Raw genomic sequence first — 20045 nt, forward strand, 5'->3', positions numbered from 1 at the left:
GAAACGCTTAAATTCGACGCTGGCGTAAAAGGCTATGTGGGCAAACAAGAAGGTGTAAGCGCACAAATGGCGCTTAGCATTGCGTTTTAGTTAAATTTGGCAAAATTTAAAATTTTGCCAAATTTCTGAAATTTAACCCGAGAGCAATCTCGGGTTTTTTTATGTTTGAAATTTTAAGGAAATGCAAAGCATTTCAGTAAAAATAAAACTAGCTAAATTTAAAGCTTCGCTTTAAATTTAGCCACTTCTAAGGTTTTACAGGGGTGAGGGTTGGTAAGGGGGAGGGTAGCGTCTCCAAAACCAGCGTAGCGGTGCGAGGCAGAAGCCGAAGCAGGTTTCTTGCGAGCGCAACGCACGAAGCAGAGCAAACAAGCGCGCCCTCCCCCTTACAAAGAATTTCAAAATTTAGCCTAAAATTCAAAAAATAATTCAATGCTAAATTTGGGTTGAATTTTGAATTTAAATTTTTCTGGATTGCTTCGTCGCTGTCGCTCCTCGCAATGACAATGGTGGGCAAAATTTGTTTAATTTGTCATTTCAAAAGTGCCTTGCGCGCTTGCAATGACAAAAGTGGTGTGTGGTTTTGCGATAACAAATTTGCAAATTTCAAATCTCGGGCACAGTGTTTAAAAACCCAAAAAGGCTAAATTTGACTCTAATTTGCCCATTTTTCACGCTCACCACTCTCGTCGATTTCGTTGCCGATTTTTTCATAAAGCGCGTAGTAATACTCCACAAACTCCCTACACACCGCGTCTTTTGGTAGATACACGCCGCTAGTATTCTCGACAAATCCGTCCAAAAAGTCGTAAGCGTCGAGCTTTTTGTAATAAGTGCTCGCTAAAATTTCGTAATTTTTCAGGCAAATTTCCTTAAATCTCTCATACCCCGCTTCGCTGAAATCGACCGCAAGCTTCGCGCCGTCAAATTTCAACACGCCAGCGCGGAATAATAGCGTCAGATGAATTAGCCCCTCGCAATAATACGGCCTCACATCATTTACCCTTTGCCACGCGATGAGCCCCACGCTGCGGCGGATTAGCTCGTCAAGGACCGGCAGGCGCATTTCTGGTTTTTCGTTGAAAAAGAAGTTGATTAGTCCGCCTGTGGTGGCCTTGTATTCTTCGACGAGCTTGAAAGCGCCCGATTTATTCATCAGCGACTCCGTGTCCTCGTCGATGAAAAATATATGGCCAAACTCGTGGCCGATTGTGGAGATTTCATAGACCATACGCCAAATTTTAGGCTGTTTGAATAAAATTTCGCGCCCAAAATTTAGATAATCCAAATCAAAAATTTGCGATGAAATTTTCATAAACGGCTTGGCTTTGGCACTTTCATAGACAAAATTTACAAATGCGAAAATTTTCTTTCCGCAGTTTGTGCTGACAAATTCGTCATTTGGCACAACCTGCGCCGAAAATAGTCCGTTTAAATCCGCGCCGTAATAAATCATCGGCGTGGAGATATAAAGCTGGGTTTTATCAATGTTTGAAAGCACGAGCGAGCGCATTACAGGGCTATTTGCGCCGATTTGTTTGTAAATTTTATCAAAGCTTGCGCTAATTTCGGCCTTAAATTTATCCGCGTCAAACCTAGTTGGCTGAGATAGCCTGATGTCCCATTCTAGCGCGACTGCGTGTGTGTAGTTATCCTCGTAGTATTCAAGCGGGTGGCCGATTTGTATCGGGGATTTGGTCTCCATCCACGCCATTTCAGCGTCCCGCCACGCGCCGATTACAAAGACATTATTGCGCTCGGCAAAGGCTGTGCGAAGCTTGGCAAGATAATAAATATATGCCCGCTCCTCGGCGTTGCTTGCTAGATCTTCGAGTTCTAAAATAGCCTTATTAAATGTGCCAATTAACTCCTTGCACTCCTCTTCAAACGCCACGGCATAGGGCGCCATGACAAATTTGCCCTCGCTATCTTGGATAATCGCGCCATAGCAACGATCACAAATTTCATCGTGTGGCGTGCGCTGTAAAAGCTCGTTTTCGAAAAGATACTCTTTGGCGTCCGCGATACTGGCGAAATTCATCTCTAAGCGTTTGTTGTTAGTGTCGATAATGAGTTTTTGCCAGCTTTTTTGCATTTGATTGATTACAAGTCCGATTTTATGCACGCTTTTGATAAGTTCCAAATAAAATGGGTTTAAAATTTTTTCCTCTTCAATTTTTGCGATAAGCGCGGCGTGCATGTCAGAGTGTATTTGCCTGACATAATCATACATTTTTTCGCGTAGCAGGCTTTGTTTGTTTGCGTCATAGCCTAATCGGCGAAATTCTTGCATCATCGCCTCTTCTTTTAAATCCACAATGCGCCTTAAAATCGCGATTTTCGCGCTTTGCATGTCGCTAAATTCGCAAATTTGCAGACCTTGTTTTATAATCTCACTATCAGAATTTGCATAAAGTGCGTTTAAATTTGCCTTCGTTTCGCTCACCAATTCGTTTAATCGATCGAAATTATTCATATTTTTCCCTTTAAAATTTTGGCTAATTTTAGCAAAATTTTTTTTAAGAGAGTTTTAGTAACTTTTTATTTAATCTGGCTTTGCTACAATGCCAAGCTTAAATTTACAAATAAGGAGAAAATATGGAACACATGGGCGAAGCAGTTATAAAAATCATCGCTATGCCAACAGACACAAATCCAGCTGGAAATATCTTTGGCGGGTGGATTTTATCACAGATTGATTTGGCTGGAACGGTCGCAGCAAGGGAGTTTGCGCCTGAGCGCGTGGTTACGATATCGATGAAAGAGGTGATTTTCAAACAGCCTGTTTTCGTGGGAGATTTAGTTACTTGCCACGCAACCGTGACCAAAATCGGCAACACTTCGATTACGGTTTTGGTAAATGTTACAGCCGAGAGGTATTGCAAAGAGTCGCGCTCTCGCATTTGCCAGCATGTAACAAGCGCAGAAGTAACCTATGTAGCCGTCGATAGCGAGGGCTACAAACTCGTAATCGATCCAGAGCTAAAAAAATTAAAGGGATTTTAGGCTAAATTTGGCAAATTTTAAAATTTGCCAAATTTTTATTTTGTGTGTTTTTTAAACTCTTCGAAAAATTCAGATTCTAGCTCCGCATTGCTTTTTACAATCATACCAGAGCCGTGTATTACGCTTGGCATACAGGCGGTGCAAATATGCACGGTTTCGCCGTTTTTGTGGGCTTTGATAAATACAGCGTTTTCGTCATCGCTACTTTTGAGTGAGCAGATATTGCAGATATAGACATTGCCAGTTTTCATGAGAAATCCTTTGAAATAAACTAAACCGCTATTTTATACAAATTTGGCATAAATTTCATTGATTTGCATTAATTTTTTTAAATTTTAGTTGCGATAAAAATATTATATGCGATAAGTATATGATAAAAAACAACTGGAAAAACAGACCCACGAGCGGAATCAAACACGCTAAATAAAACAAAAATACGCTAAGCATAAATTTATACCCACCGCCCTTTTTATAGCATTTCTCAAAGCTTTTTTTATCTAGGGTGTTTGAAGCGACATCGATTAAAATGAGTTTATAATAAATATAAAAAAATGGTATATTTATCACAAAAAGATTTATTAGTGGAACTGCTAAAAGTAGCAAGCAAAGTAGTAAAATTCCAATAAATTTTAAAATTTCAATCACCATTAGGGTTAGCACTCGCCCCAAATTTGGCTCATCGGCGCGCTCTAAATGATAGTGTCTTAAATTTATCTCTTTTGTGACAATCGGCGTGAGAAATCCAGCGATAAAAAGTGCGCAAAACACGCTTAGCATTAGCACCAAAAATGTCCCAAAGGTGTAAAAAATCACGCCAATTATCCACTTCGTCGCGCCGTAAGCTAGCAGTTTTGCAATCAGCGGAAATCGCTCCTCGTCCAAAAAGCTAAAATCACCGCTTTTTGCCCCCTCTTCAAGCAGGGCAAAAATCTCGCTTCCGCCAAAATACATAAAATACCCAAGCACCAAAAGCGCGCAAAAAAACGGCAAAAGCGAAAGGGTGATGAATTTTTTCGTAAAAAAATCTTTGATTGAAAGGCGAAAAATTTTACCCATTAAATTTCTTTAAATTTCGCTGTTTTTATAGGCTTTTTCTAAATTTGCGTAAATTTCGCCCACTTCCAAAACGCCACTATTTAAAATTTCGACCAAAACGACATTATCCTCTTTGCCGTTCCAAATTTTGCGGTAACTGCCCTCTTTATAGCCGTTATTTTGGCGGAATTTATTTAGCACATTTTTGCCGATATATTTGGCGAAAAGCACCTCCAAATTTACCCCGCACTTGATCGCCACTCTGAAATAATCCTGCAAAAGCGAACCCACGCTAAAATTAAATCCGCTCGTCTCGTGAATCAAAAGCTCGATATCATTTACGATTTCATAAATCGAGTAATCCTCGATATTTGCGCGGTGCGCGCTAAATTCTCTAAACGCGCTTACGCTGATTACTTCGCTAGCAATCTCATCAATGCTCTTTAAATTTTTGTTTTGTTCCAAAACATAGCTCATCACAAAGTGCCAGATATCCACGATTTCAATGACGATATTATCTATATCAGGGGCTGCGGCGATGTTTTTCCAGTGCTTCCATGCAAAGCTGTCGATCAGCTCAGCACACTCCATATAAATGCAACGCTTCCAGTTGATTAGTTTGCCGTTTTTGGTGTATCCGTCCTCCCAGCCCACGCCGTTGGTTTCGTCGTTTAGGCGCTGTTGCATTAAAAACATCTCTTTTATTTTTTTATAATTTTCCATAACTTCTCCTAAATTTAGCGCGAAATTATAGCGCATAAAAGAAAATGTAGGTATAATTACTCAAATTTTTGAAATTTTAATTTTACAGGGGGATTTATGGATAAATTTGACCTATTTTTAAGCAAAATGAAGCTTATGTCAATCGCCGTGCTAGTCGAAAATCTGCCGTATTGCTCAAACGCATTTTACGCTTACGATAAAGATAATAAAACCTTGATTTTCTCAGGGCATGAAGATTCTACGCATATCAAAGCGCTTTTTACCAATCGTTTCGTCTCTGGCACGATTGCTTTGGATACCAAAATCATTTCTAGGATTAAAGGAATTCAGTTTAAGGGCAAAATTCGTAGCGCAGATGAAAACGAGGCTAAAATTTACTTCAAAAGATTTGCCGTTGCCAAGGCGATGAACCCTGAGCTTTTTGCCATTAGGCTTGATTGGATGAAGCTAACCGATAATGTCGTAACCTTCGGTAAAAAGCGCGTTTGGGAGCGCAAAAAAGAGGAGTAAATTTTACTCCTTTTACTTAAATTCAGTTGAATTTGTATCCGTAAAATTCTATTTTTATTTTAATTACTTACAACAAATTAAGCAACTTTTAGCTAGAATTCACAGGTTTTACACAATCCCGAACAGTAAGGAGAAATTATGGGAAAAGTTATGAAAACTATGGACGGAAACGAAGCCGCGGCTTATGTTTCTTACGCTTTTACCGAGGTTGCAGGAATTTACCCTATCACACCTAGCTCACCAATGGCTGATTATACAGATATGTGGGCTGCAAAAGGCATGAAAAACCTTTTTGGCATGCCAGTTAAAGTCGTAGAAATGCAAAGCGAGGCAGGTGCCGCTGGAACAGTGCATGGCTCACTACAAGCTGGTGCGCTTACTACAACTTACACAGCTTCACAAGGCTTACTACTTAAAATTCCAAATATGTATAAAATCGCTGGTCAAATGCTACCAGGCGTTATCCATGTAGCAGCCAGAGCCCTTGCAGCGCAAGCTCTTTCTATCTTTGGCGATCACCAAGATGTCTATGCATGCCGCCAAACAGGCTTTGCTATGCTAGCAAGCGACAGCGTGCAAGAAGTAATGGATCTAGGCGGTATCGCTCACCTAGCAGCAATTAAAGGTCGCGTTCCTTTCCTACACTTCTTCGACGGCTTCCGCACAAGCCACGAAATTCAAAAAGTCGAGGTTATGGATTACGCTGAATTTGACAAATTGCTCGATTATGACGCAGTTAAGGCTTTCCGTGATAATGCACTAAACCCAGAGCACCCAAAAACTCGCGGAACAGCTCAAAACGATGACATTTACTTCCAAACAAGAGAGCTAACAAACAAATTCTACGACGCTTTGCCAGATATCGTAGCTGATTATATGGAAAAAATTTCAAAAATCACAGGCAGAGAGTATAAGCCTTTCACTTACTATGGCGCAAAAGACGCTACAAGAGTCATAGTCGCAATGGGTTCAGTCAATCAAACTCTTGAAGAGGTAGTTGATTATCTAAATTCAAAAGGCGAAAAAGTTGGCGTTATCAAAGTTCATCTTTACAGACCATTTAGCGTCAAACACCTATTTGCTGTTTTACCAGAATCAGTAGAGAGAATTTGTGTTTTAGATAGAACAAAAGAGCCAGGAAGTATCGGCGAGCCACTATACCTAGATATCAAATCAGCATTTTATGGTAGCAAAAAAGCTCCACTAATCATCGGCGGACGCTATGGCCTAAGCTCAAAAGATGTCGATCCGGCTCAAATGATCGCTGTATTTGACAACCTAAAATCAGACCAACCAAAAAATGGCTTCACTGTCGGTATCAATGACGATGTTACCTTCCTATCATTGCCAGTTGGCGAGAAAATTTCTCTTGGCGAAGCAGATGAGATCGAGTGTCTTTTCTACGGACTTGGCGCAGACGGCACAGTCGGTGCGAACAAAAACTCAATCAAAATCATCGGCGATAAAACAGATCTTTATGCGCAAGCATATTTCGCTTACGATAGCAAAAAATCAGGCGGTTACACACGCTCACACCTAAGATTTGGTAAAAAACCAATCCGCTCAACTTACCTAGTTTCAAATCCAAATTTCGTAGCCTGTTCAGTAGCGGCGTATCTTGAAATTTACGATGTAATCGACGGTATCAAAGACGGCGGAACTTTCCTTTTGAACTCAATCTGGGACGCAGAGGAAACTATCAAAAAAATACCAAACAAAGTAAAAAGAATCCTAGCGCAAAAAAATGTTAAATTCTACATTTTAAACGCTACTAAACTAGCCCATGAAATCGGACTAGGCAACCGCACAAATACCATTATGCAATCAGCATTTTTCAAACTAGCAAAAATTATTCCGTTTGAAGAAGCTCAAAAATATATGAAGGAATTTGCATACAAATCATACGCTAAAAAAGGTGATGCAATCGTGCAAATGAACTATGACGCGATTGATAAGGGCGCTGACGGCTTAGTCCAAGTCCCAGTCGATCCTGCATGGGCAAATTTGAAAGACGAAGTAAAATCTGATAGCGTAGGATACAAAGGCACAGAATTCGTTGAAAAAATCGTAAAACCTGTAAATGCAGCGCGCGGTAATGATTTGCCAGTATCAGCATTTATCGGACACGAAGATGGCTCATTTGAAGCAGGCACTACAAAATACGAAAAACGCGGTGTAGGCGTGCTTGTGCCAAAATGGATCGAGGCAAATTGTATCCAATGTAACCAATGCGCGTTCGTCTGCCCACACGCTGTAATCAGACCGTTCTTGCTAGACGAAAACGATGTAGCAAACGCTCCACAATACACAAAAGAGCACCTACTTGACGCAAAAGGCAAAGATTTTGCAGGTATGAAATACAAAATTCAAGTAAGCCCGCTAGATTGCACCGGTTGTGCATTGTGTGCTGAAAACTGCCCAAGCAAAGAGAAATCTTTGGTTATGGTTCCACTTGGCGAAGAAATGGATAAAGGCGAGCAAACAAGCGCTGATTATTTATTTGAAAATGTTCGCTACAAAGATGATTTGGCACCGAAAAACAATGTCAAAAATGTCGGCTTTGCTAGACCATATTTCGAATTCCACGGCGCATGCCCAGGTTGCGGCGAGACTCCATATATCACACTTATCACAAGATTATTTGGCGATCACATGATTGTAGCAAATGCGACAGGATGTAGCTCAATCTACGGCGGTTCTGCTCCTTCGACTCCATACCGCAAAGACGCAAACGGACGCGGTGTCGCATGGGCAAACTCACTATTCGAGGACAACGCAGAATTCGGCCTTGGTATGAAGGTAGCAACTGAGACAATTCGCCATAAAATCGAAGATGTTATGCTAAATACAATGGAAGAAGCTCCAAACGCGCTAAAAGCTCTATATAATGACTGGATCGAAAATCGCAACGACACTGTAAAATCTCGCGAAGTCGCAGACAAACTAATCCCAATCTTAGAGCAAAACAAAGGCGTTAAGGGCGTTAGTGAAATTTTAGAGAGAAAATCTTACCTAAGCAAAAAATCACAATGGATTATCGGTGGCGATGGCTGGGGTTATGATATCGGATACGGCGGACTTGATCATGTTTTAGCTAGTGGCGAAAATGTAAATGTTTTGGTTCTAAACACTGAGGTTTATTCAAACACAGGTGGCCAAAGCTCAAAAGCTAGCCGCCGTGGTTCTATCGCTCAATTCACAGCTGGCGGAAAAGCAGTTCAAAAGAAAGATTTGGGACAAATCGCTATGACTTACGGAAATATTTTCGTAGCTCAAATCAACTCAAACGCTAGCCAAGCTGCTACAATCAAAGCGATTTTGGAAGCAGAGGCTTATGATGGTCCATCACTCATCATTTGCTACTGCCCTTGTATCGCTCATGGTATCAAAGGCGGTCTAAACCACTCTGGCACACAAGCTGAGCTTGCGACAAAATGCGGTTACTGGCCAACTTATACCTTCGATCCACGCTTAGCAGACGCTGGTCAAAACCCACTAAAAATCAGCTCAAAAGAGCCTGATTGGGATCTATACGAGAGCTTTTTGATGAACGAAGTTCGCTACAACGCTCTAAGGAAAAACAACCCAGAGCACGCTGACGAGCTTTATGCTAAAAACAAACAAGACTCTCAAAAACGATACAGACAGCTAAAACGCTTAGCAAATTCTGATTATTCAGACGAGATTTAATCTCGCAGGTTGCGGTAAATTTACCGCAACCTTTTTTCTTTATTCTTTCGAAATTCCCTAAATTTAGCCTTTTTAAATTTATAAAAATTCTGAGATTTTTATATCCATTATCAGAAAGTTTTAAATTTTTTGTGTTATAATAACCAATATCAAAACAAAAGGGGATAAAATGAGTGTTTTAGTAATAGGCGCGGATGAAATCACTCCGATAAAGGCTGTTTTGCACAATCTTGGCGCGACGCATATCGAGCATTGGGACGCACGCAACGAAAATCGCGTCAATCGCAAACCAATCCCGCAAAATACCGACTGCGTGGTAATGCTAACTAGTTTTTTAAACCACAACACGATGAAAAAAATCAAAAGCGAAGTCAAAAAGCGCAATATCCCGCTCGTGTGCGCAAAACGAAGCGTGAGCTGTGTATTTTGCGAGTATTGTAAAATTTTCGGGCTAAAAAATACATTTTGTTGCGATAAAGACAAAAACGATTAATCTAAAATTTCACCCAAATTTCTCGCTGAAATTTTGGGTGAAATTTAGCTTTTGCGAAACCCCAAATTTAGCCCTTTTAAAATTTGCTAAATTTAACCAAACCACGATTTTATCGCACTTTTTGCGAAATCCAAATTTCGCATTTTTGCGCGATTTGTATGCGAATTAATCATCAAATTTAAGTATAAATTCATAGCAAAATTAGTAATATAGACCCTCGAAATTTAGCTTATAAAGGATTTTAAATGATAGGCATTATCTACGGTAGCTCGATGGGAAACACAGAAGCAGCCGCGAAACTCATAAGCGAAAATTTAGGCATAGTAAATGAAATCAAAAATGTAGCAGATATCACGCCAGCGGACCTCGCAAACTACACCGCGCTCATCGTAGGAAGCTCTACTTGGAACGATGGCGAACTCCAAGACGATTGGGCGAGCTTTGATTTTGATTCGCTCGCGATTAATATAGCTGGCAAAACGGTAGCGATTTTTGGCATGGGCGATAGTTCGAGCTATTCTGGCGCATACTGCAACGCAATGGCGGAATTGTATGCCAGATTTAAAACAGCCGGCGCAAAAATCATAGGCGCGGTGCCGACCGAGGGTTATGAATTTAGCGCAAGCAAAGCCATAAAAGACGGCAAATTCGTAGGCCTTGCCCTCGATAACGACAACCAAAGCGCCCTCACAGAAGGTCGCGTAAAGGCTTGGTTGGCCCAAATCACCCAAGATCTTCAATGATTTTAAGATACCTTATGGTCTCTTTTTGATTTTTCAAAACACAAATTTTAAAATTTACAATTTTTTTACACAGTGTTATTACGAATTTTCGCAGAATTTTAAATTTTGCAATTTTAGCATTTGAATTTTTAAAACTCATAGATTGCCACGAAACTGCTACACAATTTCTCTTAGCGACAAATGGGGCAAATTTACCAAATTTGATAAATTTGCCCAGCGAAAACTAATTTTTTTGCAGTTGTTTATCTTTGCCGAAATTTGGCGAGAGTGGGCCATAAAGCAAGCAATCGTTGCAGTCTTGGCCCAAAAGCAAAGCGTCGCTCATAGCCGATACATCGTAGCTTTTATCCGAAATGCTCGATGCGATTTGCTCTATCGCAGCCGAGATTAGCATCACAAAAAGATTTCCGCCACCACTCCCTGAGCCACTTTGGGCTGAGGCTGTCTTTTGCCACAGCGTCGCGCCAGAGCCTAAATCGACTAGCCTTCCTTCGACGCTGACGATAGTGTTGCTAGAAACGACCTTGTAGCTCGAACCGTATTGTAGGACTTTTAGATACAGCGCGGCGTCCGCACCAAAAATCTCTTTTAATTTCGCTGCTGAAACGGCGTGAATTTCGCCCGCTTCGCTAAGGCCGTTGCTTTTGAAGGTCTCGTGCGCCACGCTTACAGGCAGGACATAATACCCAGCCTCGCTTAAAGGCATTACGCTGTGAGCCAAAACCGCGCTTGCACCCTTAACCTCAACGGATTCGTTTGTCGGCATTAAGACTAAAATCGAGGTTGGCTTTTTTTGCAAAAATGCTGAATAATCGGTCTTGGGAGCGTTGTTTGCGCAACCAGAAAGTAAAAATACGAGGCAAAATATAGCCAAATTTATAAATTTATTTTTCATTTTGCACCCTTTTTGGCTTTTTTATCACTGAGCAAAAACTCCATATATCCCCTTGATTGCGGGAACGCTGTGGCTTCTTTTTGGAAATACGACTTAGCTGCGGCTGTATTTCCTAGCGCATTGTATAAAAGCCCCACATGCGCATAAAGCCCTGGCGGAACCTTTTTCGCGCTAGCTTCTGCTTTGGCGATAGATTTCTCTAACGATGAAATTTGCTCGTTTATGTCGCCCTCTTCGTTAAGATATAAATAAAGCGATTTTTGATACTCGCCGTCCCAGTGATACAGGCTCTGTCTGCCACCGCCAGCACACCCTACTAAAAGCACCCCGAGGCAAAATGCAAAAATTAAATTTTTCATTAAAACGCCTTATTATCGACGCCAAGGGCTAGTTTGTCGCTGGCTTCTTTGATCGCTAGGCTTAGAACTTTTCCATTTAGCGTAGCGTCATATCCAGCTGTGCCACCAAAGCCGATGACTTCGCGGTTGCTTAGCGAATACTCACCAGCACCACTGCTTGAATACACAACCTCGCTAGTAGCGACATTTACGACATTAAGATTAACTTTGGCGTATGCGATTTGAGTTTTGCCTTTGCCCAAAATTCCAAAAAGTTGATGATCGCCGACAGTTTTTCTGCCAAACTCCACGACATCGCCTGTGATGATGTATTTCGCCCCTTTTAAGCTTTGGGCTTTTTTCGAAATTTTGCTCTCTTGTTTCATCGCCTCTAAATTTGCGCGCTCCAAGACATTAAAACGCCCGCTTTGCTGTAAATTTGTGATTAAAATACTCAAAGCTTGGCTTCCTAGCCTATCCTCGCCGTCTGAGAAAATACCGCTATTATAGGTCGATTGATTTGCAAATCTACCCACGCTGACGGCTACTTTTTCGCCGTGATACGGGCTAAGTGCGACTTGCGAGACAGGCGTGTCGATGACTCTTTGCTTTTCTGTGGCGCAACCTGTGAAAATCACTGCACCAAAAAGCGCTGAAAGTAAAATTTTCTTTTTCATAATAAATCCTTAAATTTGAAAATTTAAAAAATTGGATTATACGCAAAATTTGGTCAAATTTGGCTAAATTTAGCCCTTTTTCGCTAATAAAAATATACACGAAAGTATCAGCACAAATCCTACGAAATCCAAAAATACAAATTTTGTCCCTAGCCAAAAATGCGCAAACACAGCTGCGCTTACTGGCTCAATCGCTGCGATTAGGCTTGCTTTTGGCGCACCGATTAATTTCACCCCAACCATATAAAAGCTAAATGCCAAAACCGTGCCGAAAAACACCACGCCCAAAAACGCCAAAACACCGCTTGTATCGCTAACGCCAGCTAAATTCCACACGCCCAAAACCCCGCCTAAAACCACTCCGCCAAGCACCATGCCCCAGCCTAAATTTAGCACGACGGGGTATTTTTGGTTTAGTTTTTTGGGCGCGAGATTATACACGCAAACGCAAGCTGCGCTAAGCAGACAAAAAATAAGCGCTTTTTGGCTGATTACAAGCGAGCCCAAATCCCCATGCGTAGCCAAAATCACAACGCCTAAAATCGCCAAAATCAGCGAAATAAACTCATTGATTTTAGGTAGTCGCGCCTCTGTGATACACACAATCGCCAAAATCATCGCGGGCGCGGTGTATTGGATCACGGTGGCAACAGCGGCGTTTGAAAGCTCGATAGAATAAAAGTAAAAATATTGCGTCAGCATTAAGCCCAAAATCGAAAAAGCCAAAAATTGCGCCCTCAAATTCGCGTCCAAAATCGGCGCAAAAACTCGCCTATCTCGCAACGAAAAAGCGCAATAAATCACCAAAACTCCCCCAGCACAAAGCAGGCGAAGCGGGACAAGCCAGTTTGCGCTCACGCCCTTTATTTCGAAGAGATACTGACCGCAAACCCCGCTAAATCCCCACAAAACCCCACCAAGAAAGGTTATGAAAATGCCAAAAATTTGACTATTTGCCTTCATTTCGTCTTAGCATTTCATCATAAATTTCATCAATCGAATTAAAGCTTTTGCCTAAAAATTTGGTGCAAGCGTTTATTGTTTTTTTGCCAAATTTGCCGTCTATTGCGACATTGTAGCCGTTTTGGCGCAGGGTTTGTTGTATGAATATGACCTTTTGCTCGTAGCTTGGCGAAATTTCGCTGTTTTTAGCAGGCAAAATTTCATTAGAGCAGTTTAGAGTTTTAAATTTCTCGCAAATTTCATAATCTTTTATAAATTTTTCGCTGATTTCAATCTGCTCTAAAACAAAATTTTCTACCCTATTTTCAAGGCGCAAAGCGGGATTTTGCGACGCAAAATAGCCATAAATTCCACCCACAATCCAAGCGAAAACTCCACAAATCGCCATTTTTTTAAATGGATCTTTATTTCGCATTTTTTGGCGATATTCTTTTGGGATTTTGCGCCTTTTAAGTAGCGTAGAAAGCGAGCTTAGCGTGTAAAAAACTAGCCCTAAAACAAGGCTTAACACAAACACTCCAAACGCGCTTTGAAAAATAGCGCTAAATGGGGCGCGCGAAAATGAGCTTTCTAAATTTAGCTCCGTTAAAATTAGCGCAAAAATCGCAAAAATCGCCCCTCCAAGCCCCCAGATTAGCCCAGAATACACAGGCGAAATCCTATCTAGCACCCCCTTCATCATCGCACTTAGCCTAAGCGCGCTCTCATCGCTGATATAATCATCGCAACTTTGCTTTACCGCATAGCCTAACTCTTCGTTTTTATCGCGCCTAATGGAGGCAATTAGCTTCATTGATTTATCCAAAACGCTCTGGGAGGCGTATTTGTTAAAAAACAAATAAGCCTCCCTTTTGGTTATCTTGCCGTCAAGTCCGATTTTTTCTAAATGCTCGATTTCATCGGCAAATAAATCATCGAAAAATTTCGATTTGATAAAGGCATAAGGCGGATTTGCAAACCCCACGCCAAGATATGTTTTATCTAAAATTTGATATTGCAATTCGCTAAAATAGCTATTTCCCTCATAAACGCAAAGCTCGGTATCGCTAGAATAATTATTAAATTCGACCAATTCAAAAGGAATTTTCTCGCTTAAAAGCTCCATGCCAGCACTACTGGCAAATTCGTCAAATTCGTTAGCGTATTTTTTAGACGAGGTTTTTAAATTTGCGCTTGATTTTGCCATTATGCTTACAGTTCTAACATCTGTGAAAATCCCGTATCCACTGCATTTTTGGCAGGTTATCTCCCCGCTACCTCTACACGAATTACACCTAAGGCTTCCAGAGCCATAGCACGAGCCACAGGTCTGCAAACCGCTTCCGCCACACGAGTAGCAGGTCGCATAATAGCTTTGCGAGACATACTCGCCGTTTTGATACACCTGTCTATATGAAAGCACGCTTCCAGTGCCCCCACAAGCAAAGCAGTTGCTTCTGCCACTTCCGCCACAAGATGAGCAGCCTACATTTCCGCGCCCACCGCAGTTATTACAGCGCACAAGCCCGCGCCCGCTACAACTACCGCAATAATACGAAAACGAAAATTTCTCATAATCGCCTAAATTTTGTGTAGAGCCTGAGAGTTTAATCGCTTCGTTTGCTTTGGTGGCTTTTAAATTTTCCACAAAATCTTGGCGACTTTGTTCGTCATTTTGGGCTAAATCCAAAAGGCTTTGTGTGTATTCCTCAAAATCAATTTTGTTATCACCAAAGTGTATATCAACGCTCGCGTCGCCTTTTAGGGTTTGGGTGGCGTATGAGCCGTAAAACTGCCAATAAACGAAAATTTTGGTATTAAATGGGAAAATTTGGCTTGAAATTTTTTTAACATCGTTTTTGCTAACTTGATTGCCATTAGCTAAATTTTGAATTTGGAGTAGGAGACTGTCCCCTAGCCCCAATTCATCGTCATTTTCAGACGAAATTCTATCTTGCATTTAGATACTCTTGCAAGCTTTTCACTTCCAGTGCGCTTCCGTCTTGGACTGCGCACACTGACATAGTAGCAGCGAGCGCGGCCTTGATATTCGTAAAATACGGCAGTTTAAATCTCACCACAGCTTGGCGGATTTTAAATGTATCTGACGAGCTTGATTTGGTGTCGCTGGTGTTGATGACAAGGGCGATTTCGCCATTTTTTAGCTTATCTTCGATATTTGGGCGACCTTCTGAAATTTTATAGACGAACTCGCATTCTAACCCAGCCTCTCTTAACGCCTTGCAAGTCCCGCCAGTGGCAATCAGACTAAATCCAGTCTCAACCAAAGTCTTAGCTAGGCTTACCCCTTTTTCTTTGTCGCGGTCAGTCAAGCTCATAAACACAGCGCCCTTGCTTGGCAAGACATTGCTGGCTGAAATTTGGCTTTTGGCAAAGCTTTTTGCGAAATTCTCGCTAATACCCATAACCTCGCCCGTGCTTTTCATCTCAGGCCCTAGCGCGATGTCGCAGCCTGGGAGTTTGTTAAACGGAAATACGCTTTCTTTGACACATACTCTGCCGCTCACGCGCGGTTTTAAAATGCCTTTTTCCTCGCACAAAACGCCAAATTTATCGTAAAATTTAAGCGCCTCGCGCAAATTTCCTTGCCACATTACGCGCGTGGCGACCTTTGCCATTGAAATTCCAGTTGCTTTGCTCACAAACGGCACGGTTCTACTAGCTCGCGGATTGACCTCGATCATATAAAGCTCGTCCTCAAAAATCGCAAACTGAATATTCATAAGCCCCACGACGCCCAAATTTAGCGCGATCTGTTTTGTGGTTTCGTTGATTTTATCAATCATCTCATCGCTTAGGCTCATTGGAGGCAGTATGCTTGCACTATCGCCAGAGTGGATTCCAGCCTCTTCGATATGCTCCATTATAGCGCCGATATAGACATCTTTGCCATCGCTTATAGCATCGACATCAAGCTCGGTTGCGTCAAGCAAAAATTTATCTAATAATACCGGCGAGTGGTAGCTCACACTCACAGCCTCGCTCATATACTCTTTTAGTTCATCGACATTATGCACTCTGCGCATTGCTCTACCGCCAAGCACATAGCTAGGGCGCACAAGGACCGGATAGCCGATGATTGCCGCTTTTTCTATCGCTTCTGCTTCGCTTATGGCTGTGTCGTTTTTAGGCTGTTTTACGCCGATTTTAGTGATAAATTCGCTAAATTTCTTGCGGTCTTCTGCGATATCAATCGTGCGCGCGCTCGTGCCAATAATCTTGGCTCCAATTGCGTTTAGGCGTTTGGCAAATTTAAGCGGAGTTTGTCCGCCAAAATGCACGATTACGCCCTCTGGCTTTTCTGTCTCGATTACGGTGCGAACATGCTCGAAATCGATTGGCTCAAAATACAAAATATCGCTCGTATCGTAGTCGGTCGAAACCGTTTCTGGGTTGCAGTTATACATAATGCTCTTTATGCCAAGATCCCTTAGCGCGTAGCTTGCATGAACGCAGCAATAATCAAACTCAATGCCCTGCCCTATGCGGTTTGGACCACCACCGATAATTAGGACTTTTTTGGCGTTTTGTGGCGTTCTGGTTGGCAGGTTTGGCGTGATATTTGTGCTAGAATACAAATACGGCGTGAGAGCCTTAAATTCGCCTGCGCAGGTATCGACTTCGTTATATTCTAAATTTATGCCGTGTTTTGCGCGCGCAAAGAAAATATCGTTTTGCGTAAGGCCTAGATTATCGACTTTGTTGATCAAATGCGCAATCATTTTGTCCGAAAAGCCCATAGTTTTAGCTTTGCGAAGCAAATTCGGAGCATTTAGGATATCCATGTCGATTTTGGCTTCAAATTCGACAATTTCGTGAATTTCGCGCAAAAACCACGGATCAATTTTGCTAAATTCAAAGACCTCATCTACGCTAAATCCCTCGCGAAAAGCTTGCGCGACATACAAAATTCTATCCTGTCCTGCGTTTCTAAGCCCAAAAATCAAATCATCTTTGCTTAAATTTAACTCGATAAAGCCATAGTAGCTTTTCTCCATTGAGCAAAGTGCTTTTTGGATACTCTCTTTAAATGTGCGCCCAATCGCCATTACCTCGCCGATACTCTTCATCGCAGTGCCAAGGTGCGGGTTCGCGCCCGGGAATTTCTCAAATGCAAAGCGAGGGATTTTTGTGACGATATAATCAATCACAGGCTCGAAACTCGCAGGCGTGCCCGTGATGTCGTTTTTGATCTCATCTAGGCTAAATCCCACAGCTAGCATGGTAGCGACCTTGGCTATCGGGTAGCCTGTGGCCTTGCTAGCTAGGGCTGAACTACGGCTGACACGCGGATTCATTTCGATTACTATCATGCGACCTGTGCGCGGATTTATGGCAAATTGCACATTACTTCCGCCCGTATCGACGCCAATCTCACGCAAAATCGCAAAACTTGCATCACGCATGCGCTGATACTCTTTATCCGTGAGCGTCAAGGCCGGTGCAATCGTAATGCTATCGCCCGTATGCACGCCCATAGGATCGAGATTTTCGATAGAACAGACAATAATGCAGTTATCTTTATTATCCCTGATAACCTCCATTTCATACTCTTTCCAGCCAAGCAAACTCTCTTCAATCAAAATTTCATGGATTGGGCTGATATCAATGCCGTTTTGTGCGATTTCTTTAAATTCGTCGATATTATACGCTACGCCACTTCCTGCGCCTCCAAGCGTATAACTAGCGCGGATAATGAGCGGAAAGCCGATTTCCTCGGCTGCACGGAGAGCTTCTTCCATAGTGTAGGCGTATTTTGACTTTGGCAAGTCCATGCCGATTTTAATCATTGCTTCCTTAAAAGCCACGCGGTCTTCGCCCTTTTTAATCGCTTCTGGTTTAGCACCTAGAAATTTCACATCGCCTAGCTCGCCACTTTCATAGACTTCCATTGCGACATTTAGCGCAACCTGACCGCCCATAGTAGGCAGTATCGCATCGACACCCTCTTTTTTGATAATTCGCAAAATGCTCTCTTTCGTGATTGGCTCGACATAGGTCGCATCTGCAAAATCAGGGTCTGTCATAATCGTAGCTGGGTTTGAATTTATCAAAACTACGCGATAGCCCAAATTTTTCAAAGTTTTAGCAGCTTGTGTGCCACTATAATCAAATTCACACGCTTGACCGATGACGATAGGACCGCTTCCGATAAGCAATATCGTCTTTACATCTTCTCTTTTTGGCATTATCTTTCCTTTGTAACGACATACAAAAACGTTGGCATATTTGGATTTGCGTATGGCTCTATGACAGCGCTTTTGTATAATTTACCACTCTGAACTGATTTGACCCGCCCCACAGGCACTCCCTCGAAAAATATCTCGTCCTTTCCGCTCGTATAAACCTCATCGCCGACTTTTGGATCTAGCCATTGCGGGATAAATTTCACCACCAAAGCATTTCCCTCGCCGTTTGCAACGCCTGGAATTTGGCTCTCGCCGATTGATACAGAAAAATTGCTTTTTTCATCTTTTTGGAGTATGGCTAAGGGTTTGTTATCGCGATTTACGACGATTCCTGCGGTTTTGCCCTCGCTAATGAGACCATAAACTTTATCTGGATTGAAATTTTTAAAATTTATCCAAAATTTGTTGTAATCATTTAAGCTAGCGTAACTTAGCGTCCTAACAAGCTCGACGCGCGGTTCATAAGCGGAGCTGTTTTTATCAAGCAAAATTTTATTTAACTCCCCTGCAAAGGTGCCAAGAAGCATGGCGGATTTTTTCAGCTCCTCGTTTTCGGCGCGCAGGGCTTCGATAGTGTTTGCTTGATCGATGTGTTTTGAAATTTTGTTTTTTATAAAGCTCGTAATATCTTTGTAAGTATCAATAGCTCCTCCGCTAAGACCGATAAATTTACCATGAATTTGCGATCCAAAAATAAGCGAAGTAGCCACCAATACCACAGCGATGAGTAGAAACTTTACATTAGTCATTTGCTGTTTGTTTTAGCGATTTGATCTCTTCTAGGGCCTTGCCAGTGCCGTTTGCGACGCAAAGAAGCGGTTCATCTGCTACGAATACAGGCAGTTTCACAGCCTCGCTTAGATATTTATCTAGCCCTCTAATTAGCGCGCCTCCGCCGGTTAAAACCACGCCGTTTTCTACGATATCGGCTGCGACTTCTGGCTGAATACTTTCAAGCACAAATTTTAGCGCGTCAGCGATTTCGCGGATCGAGTCTTTTATCGCCTCTCTGACATCTTCGCTGGTTAAATCAACCGAGCTTAAAAGCCCGCTGATTTGGTCCTTGCCTTTGACCGTGTAGGTTAGATCTTTTGGTTGTTGGATTGCGGTGCCGATTTTGATTTTGATCTCTTCGGCTGCACGCTCTGAGATAAGAAGGCTGTATTTTTCTTTGACATAATTTACAATGCTAGCGTCGATTTTATCGCCTGCTACGCGCACTGATTTTGCATTTATAATGCCCCCTAGCGAAATCACACCAATCTCTGTCGTGCCGCCACCGATATCTACGACTAGCGAGCCTTTCGCCTCGGCTACTGGAAGCCCTGCGCCAATCGCTGCTGCCATTGGTTCTTCGATTAGATAAACCTCGCGCGCACCTGCTATCATCGCGCTTTCTCTCACGGCCTTGCGCTCGACTTGCGTTAGACCATAAGGCACAGAGATGATAATCCTAGGACTTACGAAAAAGCGTCTTTTGTGCGTTTTTTCGATGAAATATCTAATCATCTTTTCAGTCATATCAAAGTCTGCGATAACGCCGTCTTTCATCGGGCGCACAGCCTCGATATCGCCCGGTGTGCGACCTAGCATCTCTTTGGCTTCTGCGCCCACAGCTATGATTTTTTGTTTGCCATAGCGTTCGTTTTGCACAGCCACGACGCTTGGTTCGTTTATGATTATACCTTTATCTTTTAGCAAAACTAGCGTGTTTGCCGTGCCAAGATCAATTCCCATATCACTAGAAAATAAGCCTAATAAAGAATCAAGTAACATTTATTCC

At 42.2% G+C, this 20045-nt stretch carries 19 protein-coding genes; 7 read left to right on the forward strand and 12 right to left on the reverse strand.

The annotated features are described in order from the left end of the window. The first annotated feature begins 263 nt into the window (after positions 1 to 263). Positions 264 to 428 carry a hypothetical protein gene (locus tag OFO12_RS07740; RefSeq protein WP_270870077.1) on the forward strand — a complete coding sequence of 55 codons (165 nt, stop codon included), beginning with the start codon at positions 264 to 266 and terminating at the stop codon, positions 426 to 428. Between the two features lie 227 nt (positions 429 to 655). Here OFO12_RS07740 and ciaB read toward each other — a convergent pair whose 3' ends face one another. After that, a complete protein-coding gene (ciaB, locus tag OFO12_RS07745; RefSeq protein ID WP_270870078.1) occupies positions 656 to 2476 on the reverse strand; it encodes an invasion protein CiaB in 1821 nt (606 codons plus the stop codon). A gap of 122 nt (positions 2477 to 2598) precedes the next feature. Here ciaB and OFO12_RS07750 point away from each other — a divergent pair, with 122 nt between their 5' ends. After that, complete coding sequence (locus OFO12_RS07750) at positions 2599 to 3006, forward strand: acyl-CoA thioesterase (RefSeq protein WP_270870079.1); 408 nt, start codon at positions 2599 to 2601, stop codon at positions 3004 to 3006. 35 nt (positions 3007 to 3041) lie between these two features. Here the strand turns inward: OFO12_RS07750 and OFO12_RS07755 are convergent, their stop codons facing one another. From OFO12_RS07755 to dut, 3 genes are read right to left on the reverse strand one after another with little or no spacing between them, the layout of a single operon-like run. Continuing rightward, the gene (locus OFO12_RS07755; RefSeq protein WP_270859918.1) at positions 3042 to 3257 is read right to left on the reverse strand and encodes a hypothetical protein; all 216 of its coding nucleotides are present in this window, start codon (positions 3255 to 3257) and stop codon (positions 3042 to 3044) included. Positions 3258 to 3312: 55 nt separating this feature from the next. Next, positions 3313 to 4062 carry an EI24 domain-containing protein gene (locus OFO12_RS07760; protein WP_270870080.1) on the reverse strand — a complete coding sequence of 250 codons (750 nt, stop codon included), beginning with the start codon at positions 4060 to 4062 and terminating at the stop codon, positions 3313 to 3315. A gap of 9 nt (positions 4063 to 4071) precedes the next feature. Continuing rightward, complete coding sequence (dut, locus tag OFO12_RS07765) at positions 4072 to 4764, reverse strand: dUTPase (protein WP_270870081.1); 693 nt, start codon at positions 4762 to 4764, stop codon at positions 4072 to 4074. A gap of 96 nt (positions 4765 to 4860) precedes the next feature. Here dut and OFO12_RS07770 point away from each other — a divergent pair, with 96 nt between their 5' ends. From OFO12_RS07770 to OFO12_RS07790, 5 genes are all read left to right on the forward strand, one after another. After that, positions 4861 to 5274: a hypothetical protein gene (locus OFO12_RS07770; RefSeq protein WP_270862801.1), complete on the forward strand. Its 414-nt coding sequence runs from the start codon at positions 4861 to 4863 to the stop codon at positions 5272 to 5274. A 138-nt stretch (positions 5275 to 5412) separates the two neighbouring features. Then, positions 5413 to 8964 carry a pyruvate:ferredoxin (flavodoxin) oxidoreductase gene (gene nifJ, locus OFO12_RS07775; RefSeq protein WP_270870082.1) on the forward strand — a complete coding sequence of 1184 codons (3552 nt, stop codon included), beginning with the start codon at positions 5413 to 5415 and terminating at the stop codon, positions 8962 to 8964. A gap of 169 nt (positions 8965 to 9133) precedes the next feature. Continuing rightward, positions 9134 to 9457, forward strand: a complete 324-nt coding sequence (locus OFO12_RS07780) for a DUF2325 domain-containing protein (RefSeq protein WP_270865353.1) — start codon at positions 9134 to 9136, stop codon at positions 9455 to 9457. Between the two features lie 37 nt (positions 9458 to 9494). Beyond that, on the forward strand, positions 9495 to 9626 hold the full coding sequence (locus OFO12_RS07785; protein ID WP_270870083.1) for a hypothetical protein: 132 nt from the start codon (positions 9495 to 9497) through the stop codon (positions 9624 to 9626). A gap of 76 nt (positions 9627 to 9702) precedes the next feature. Next, entirely contained in the window at positions 9703 to 10200 is a 498-nt protein-coding gene (locus OFO12_RS07790; RefSeq protein ID WP_270870084.1) for a flavodoxin, read from the forward strand. A 223-nt stretch (positions 10201 to 10423) separates the two neighbouring features. Here the strand turns inward: OFO12_RS07790 and OFO12_RS07795 are convergent, their stop codons facing one another. The 8 genes from OFO12_RS07795 to OFO12_RS07830 form a co-directional block, all read right to left on the reverse strand. After that, on the reverse strand, positions 10424 to 11095 hold the full coding sequence (locus OFO12_RS07795) for a DUF799 domain-containing protein (RefSeq protein ID WP_270859925.1): 672 nt from the start codon (positions 11093 to 11095) through the stop codon (positions 10424 to 10426). Further along, positions 11092 to 11454 carry a DUF4810 domain-containing protein gene (locus OFO12_RS07800; protein ID WP_270859926.1) on the reverse strand — a complete coding sequence of 121 codons (363 nt, stop codon included), beginning with the start codon at positions 11452 to 11454 and terminating at the stop codon, positions 11092 to 11094. Before OFO12_RS07800 ends, OFO12_RS07795 begins: the two co-directional genes overlap by 4 nt. Further along, positions 11454 to 12110: a CsgG/HfaB family protein gene (locus tag OFO12_RS07805; RefSeq protein ID WP_270870085.1), complete on the reverse strand. Its 657-nt coding sequence runs from the start codon at positions 12108 to 12110 to the stop codon at positions 11454 to 11456. The genes OFO12_RS07800 and OFO12_RS07805 overlap by 1 nt, the downstream gene beginning before the upstream one ends. Positions 12111 to 12179: 69 nt before the next feature. Continuing rightward, positions 12180 to 13073: a DMT family transporter gene (locus OFO12_RS07810; protein ID WP_270870086.1), complete on the reverse strand. Its 894-nt coding sequence runs from the start codon at positions 13071 to 13073 to the stop codon at positions 12180 to 12182. After that, positions 13060 to 15012 carry a hypothetical protein gene (locus OFO12_RS07815; RefSeq protein WP_270870087.1) on the reverse strand — a complete coding sequence of 651 codons (1953 nt, stop codon included), beginning with the start codon at positions 15010 to 15012 and terminating at the stop codon, positions 13060 to 13062. The genes OFO12_RS07810 and OFO12_RS07815 overlap by 14 nt, the downstream gene beginning before the upstream one ends. Next, positions 15002 to 18262 (reverse strand): carbamoyl-phosphate synthase large subunit, encoded by a 3261-nt coding sequence (carB, locus tag OFO12_RS07820; RefSeq protein ID WP_270870088.1) that lies wholly within the window; start codon positions 18260 to 18262, stop codon positions 15002 to 15004. Before carB ends, OFO12_RS07815 begins: the two co-directional genes overlap by 11 nt. After that, the gene (mreC, locus tag OFO12_RS07825; protein WP_270859932.1) at positions 18262 to 19011 is read right to left on the reverse strand and encodes a rod shape-determining protein MreC; all 750 of its coding nucleotides are present in this window, start codon (positions 19009 to 19011) and stop codon (positions 18262 to 18264) included. The genes carB and mreC overlap by 1 nt, the downstream gene beginning before the upstream one ends. Continuing rightward, entirely contained in the window at positions 19004 to 20038 is a 1035-nt protein-coding gene (locus OFO12_RS07830; protein WP_270868978.1) for a rod shape-determining protein, read from the reverse strand. The genes mreC and OFO12_RS07830 overlap by 8 nt, the downstream gene beginning before the upstream one ends. Positions 20039 to 20045 lie beyond the last annotated feature (7 nt).

Source organism: Campylobacter sp. JMF_04 NA10 (assembly GCF_027737655.1).
Lineage (GTDB): Bacteria > Campylobacterota > Campylobacteria > Campylobacterales > Campylobacteraceae > Campylobacter_B.

Excerpts from the sequence above, each read along its gene's own strand:
- OFO12_RS07830 (WP_270868978.1), bottom strand. The coding sequence starts at position 20,038 with ATGTTACTTGATTCTTTATTAGGCTTATTTTCTAGTGATATGGGAATT.
- OFO12_RS07790 (WP_270870084.1), top strand. The coding sequence starts at position 9,703 with ATGATAGGCATTATCTACGGTAGCTCGATGGGAAACACAGAAGCAGCC.
- OFO12_RS07780 (WP_270865353.1), top strand. The coding sequence starts at position 9,134 with ATGAGTGTTTTAGTAATAGGCGCGGATGAAATCACTCCGATAAAGGCT.
- carB (WP_270870088.1), bottom strand. The coding sequence starts at position 18,262 with ATGCCAAAAAGAGAAGATGTAAAGACGATATTGCTTATCGGAAGCGGT.
- OFO12_RS07805 (WP_270870085.1), bottom strand. The coding sequence starts at position 12,110 with ATGAAAAAGAAAATTTTACTTTCAGCGCTTTTTGGTGCAGTGATTTTC.
- OFO12_RS07800 (WP_270859926.1), bottom strand. The coding sequence starts at position 11,454 with ATGAAAAATTTAATTTTTGCATTTTGCCTCGGGGTGCTTTTAGTAGGG.
- OFO12_RS07770 (WP_270862801.1), top strand. The coding sequence starts at position 4,861 with ATGGATAAATTTGACCTATTTTTAAGCAAAATGAAGCTTATGTCAATC.
- OFO12_RS07795 (WP_270859925.1), bottom strand. The coding sequence starts at position 11,095 with ATGAAAAATAAATTTATAAATTTGGCTATATTTTGCCTCGTATTTTTA.
- mreC (WP_270859932.1), bottom strand. The coding sequence starts at position 19,011 with ATGACTAATGTAAAGTTTCTACTCATCGCTGTGGTATTGGTGGCTACT.
- OFO12_RS07810 (WP_270870086.1), bottom strand. The coding sequence starts at position 13,073 with ATGAAGGCAAATAGTCAAATTTTTGGCATTTTCATAACCTTTCTTGGT.
- OFO12_RS07760 (WP_270870080.1), bottom strand. The coding sequence starts at position 4,062 with ATGGGTAAAATTTTTCGCCTTTCAATCAAAGATTTTTTTACGAAAAAA.
- dut (WP_270870081.1), bottom strand. The coding sequence starts at position 4,764 with ATGGAAAATTATAAAAAAATAAAAGAGATGTTTTTAATGCAACAGCGC.
- OFO12_RS07815 (WP_270870087.1), bottom strand. The coding sequence starts at position 15,012 with ATGCAAGATAGAATTTCGTCTGAAAATGACGATGAATTGGGGCTAGGG.
- ciaB (WP_270870078.1), bottom strand. The coding sequence starts at position 2,476 with ATGAATAATTTCGATCGATTAAACGAATTGGTGAGCGAAACGAAGGCA.
- nifJ (WP_270870082.1), top strand. The coding sequence starts at position 5,413 with ATGGGAAAAGTTATGAAAACTATGGACGGAAACGAAGCCGCGGCTTAT.
- OFO12_RS07755 (WP_270859918.1), bottom strand. The coding sequence starts at position 3,257 with ATGAAAACTGGCAATGTCTATATCTGCAATATCTGCTCACTCAAAAGT.
- OFO12_RS07750 (WP_270870079.1), top strand. The coding sequence starts at position 2,599 with ATGGAACACATGGGCGAAGCAGTTATAAAAATCATCGCTATGCCAACA.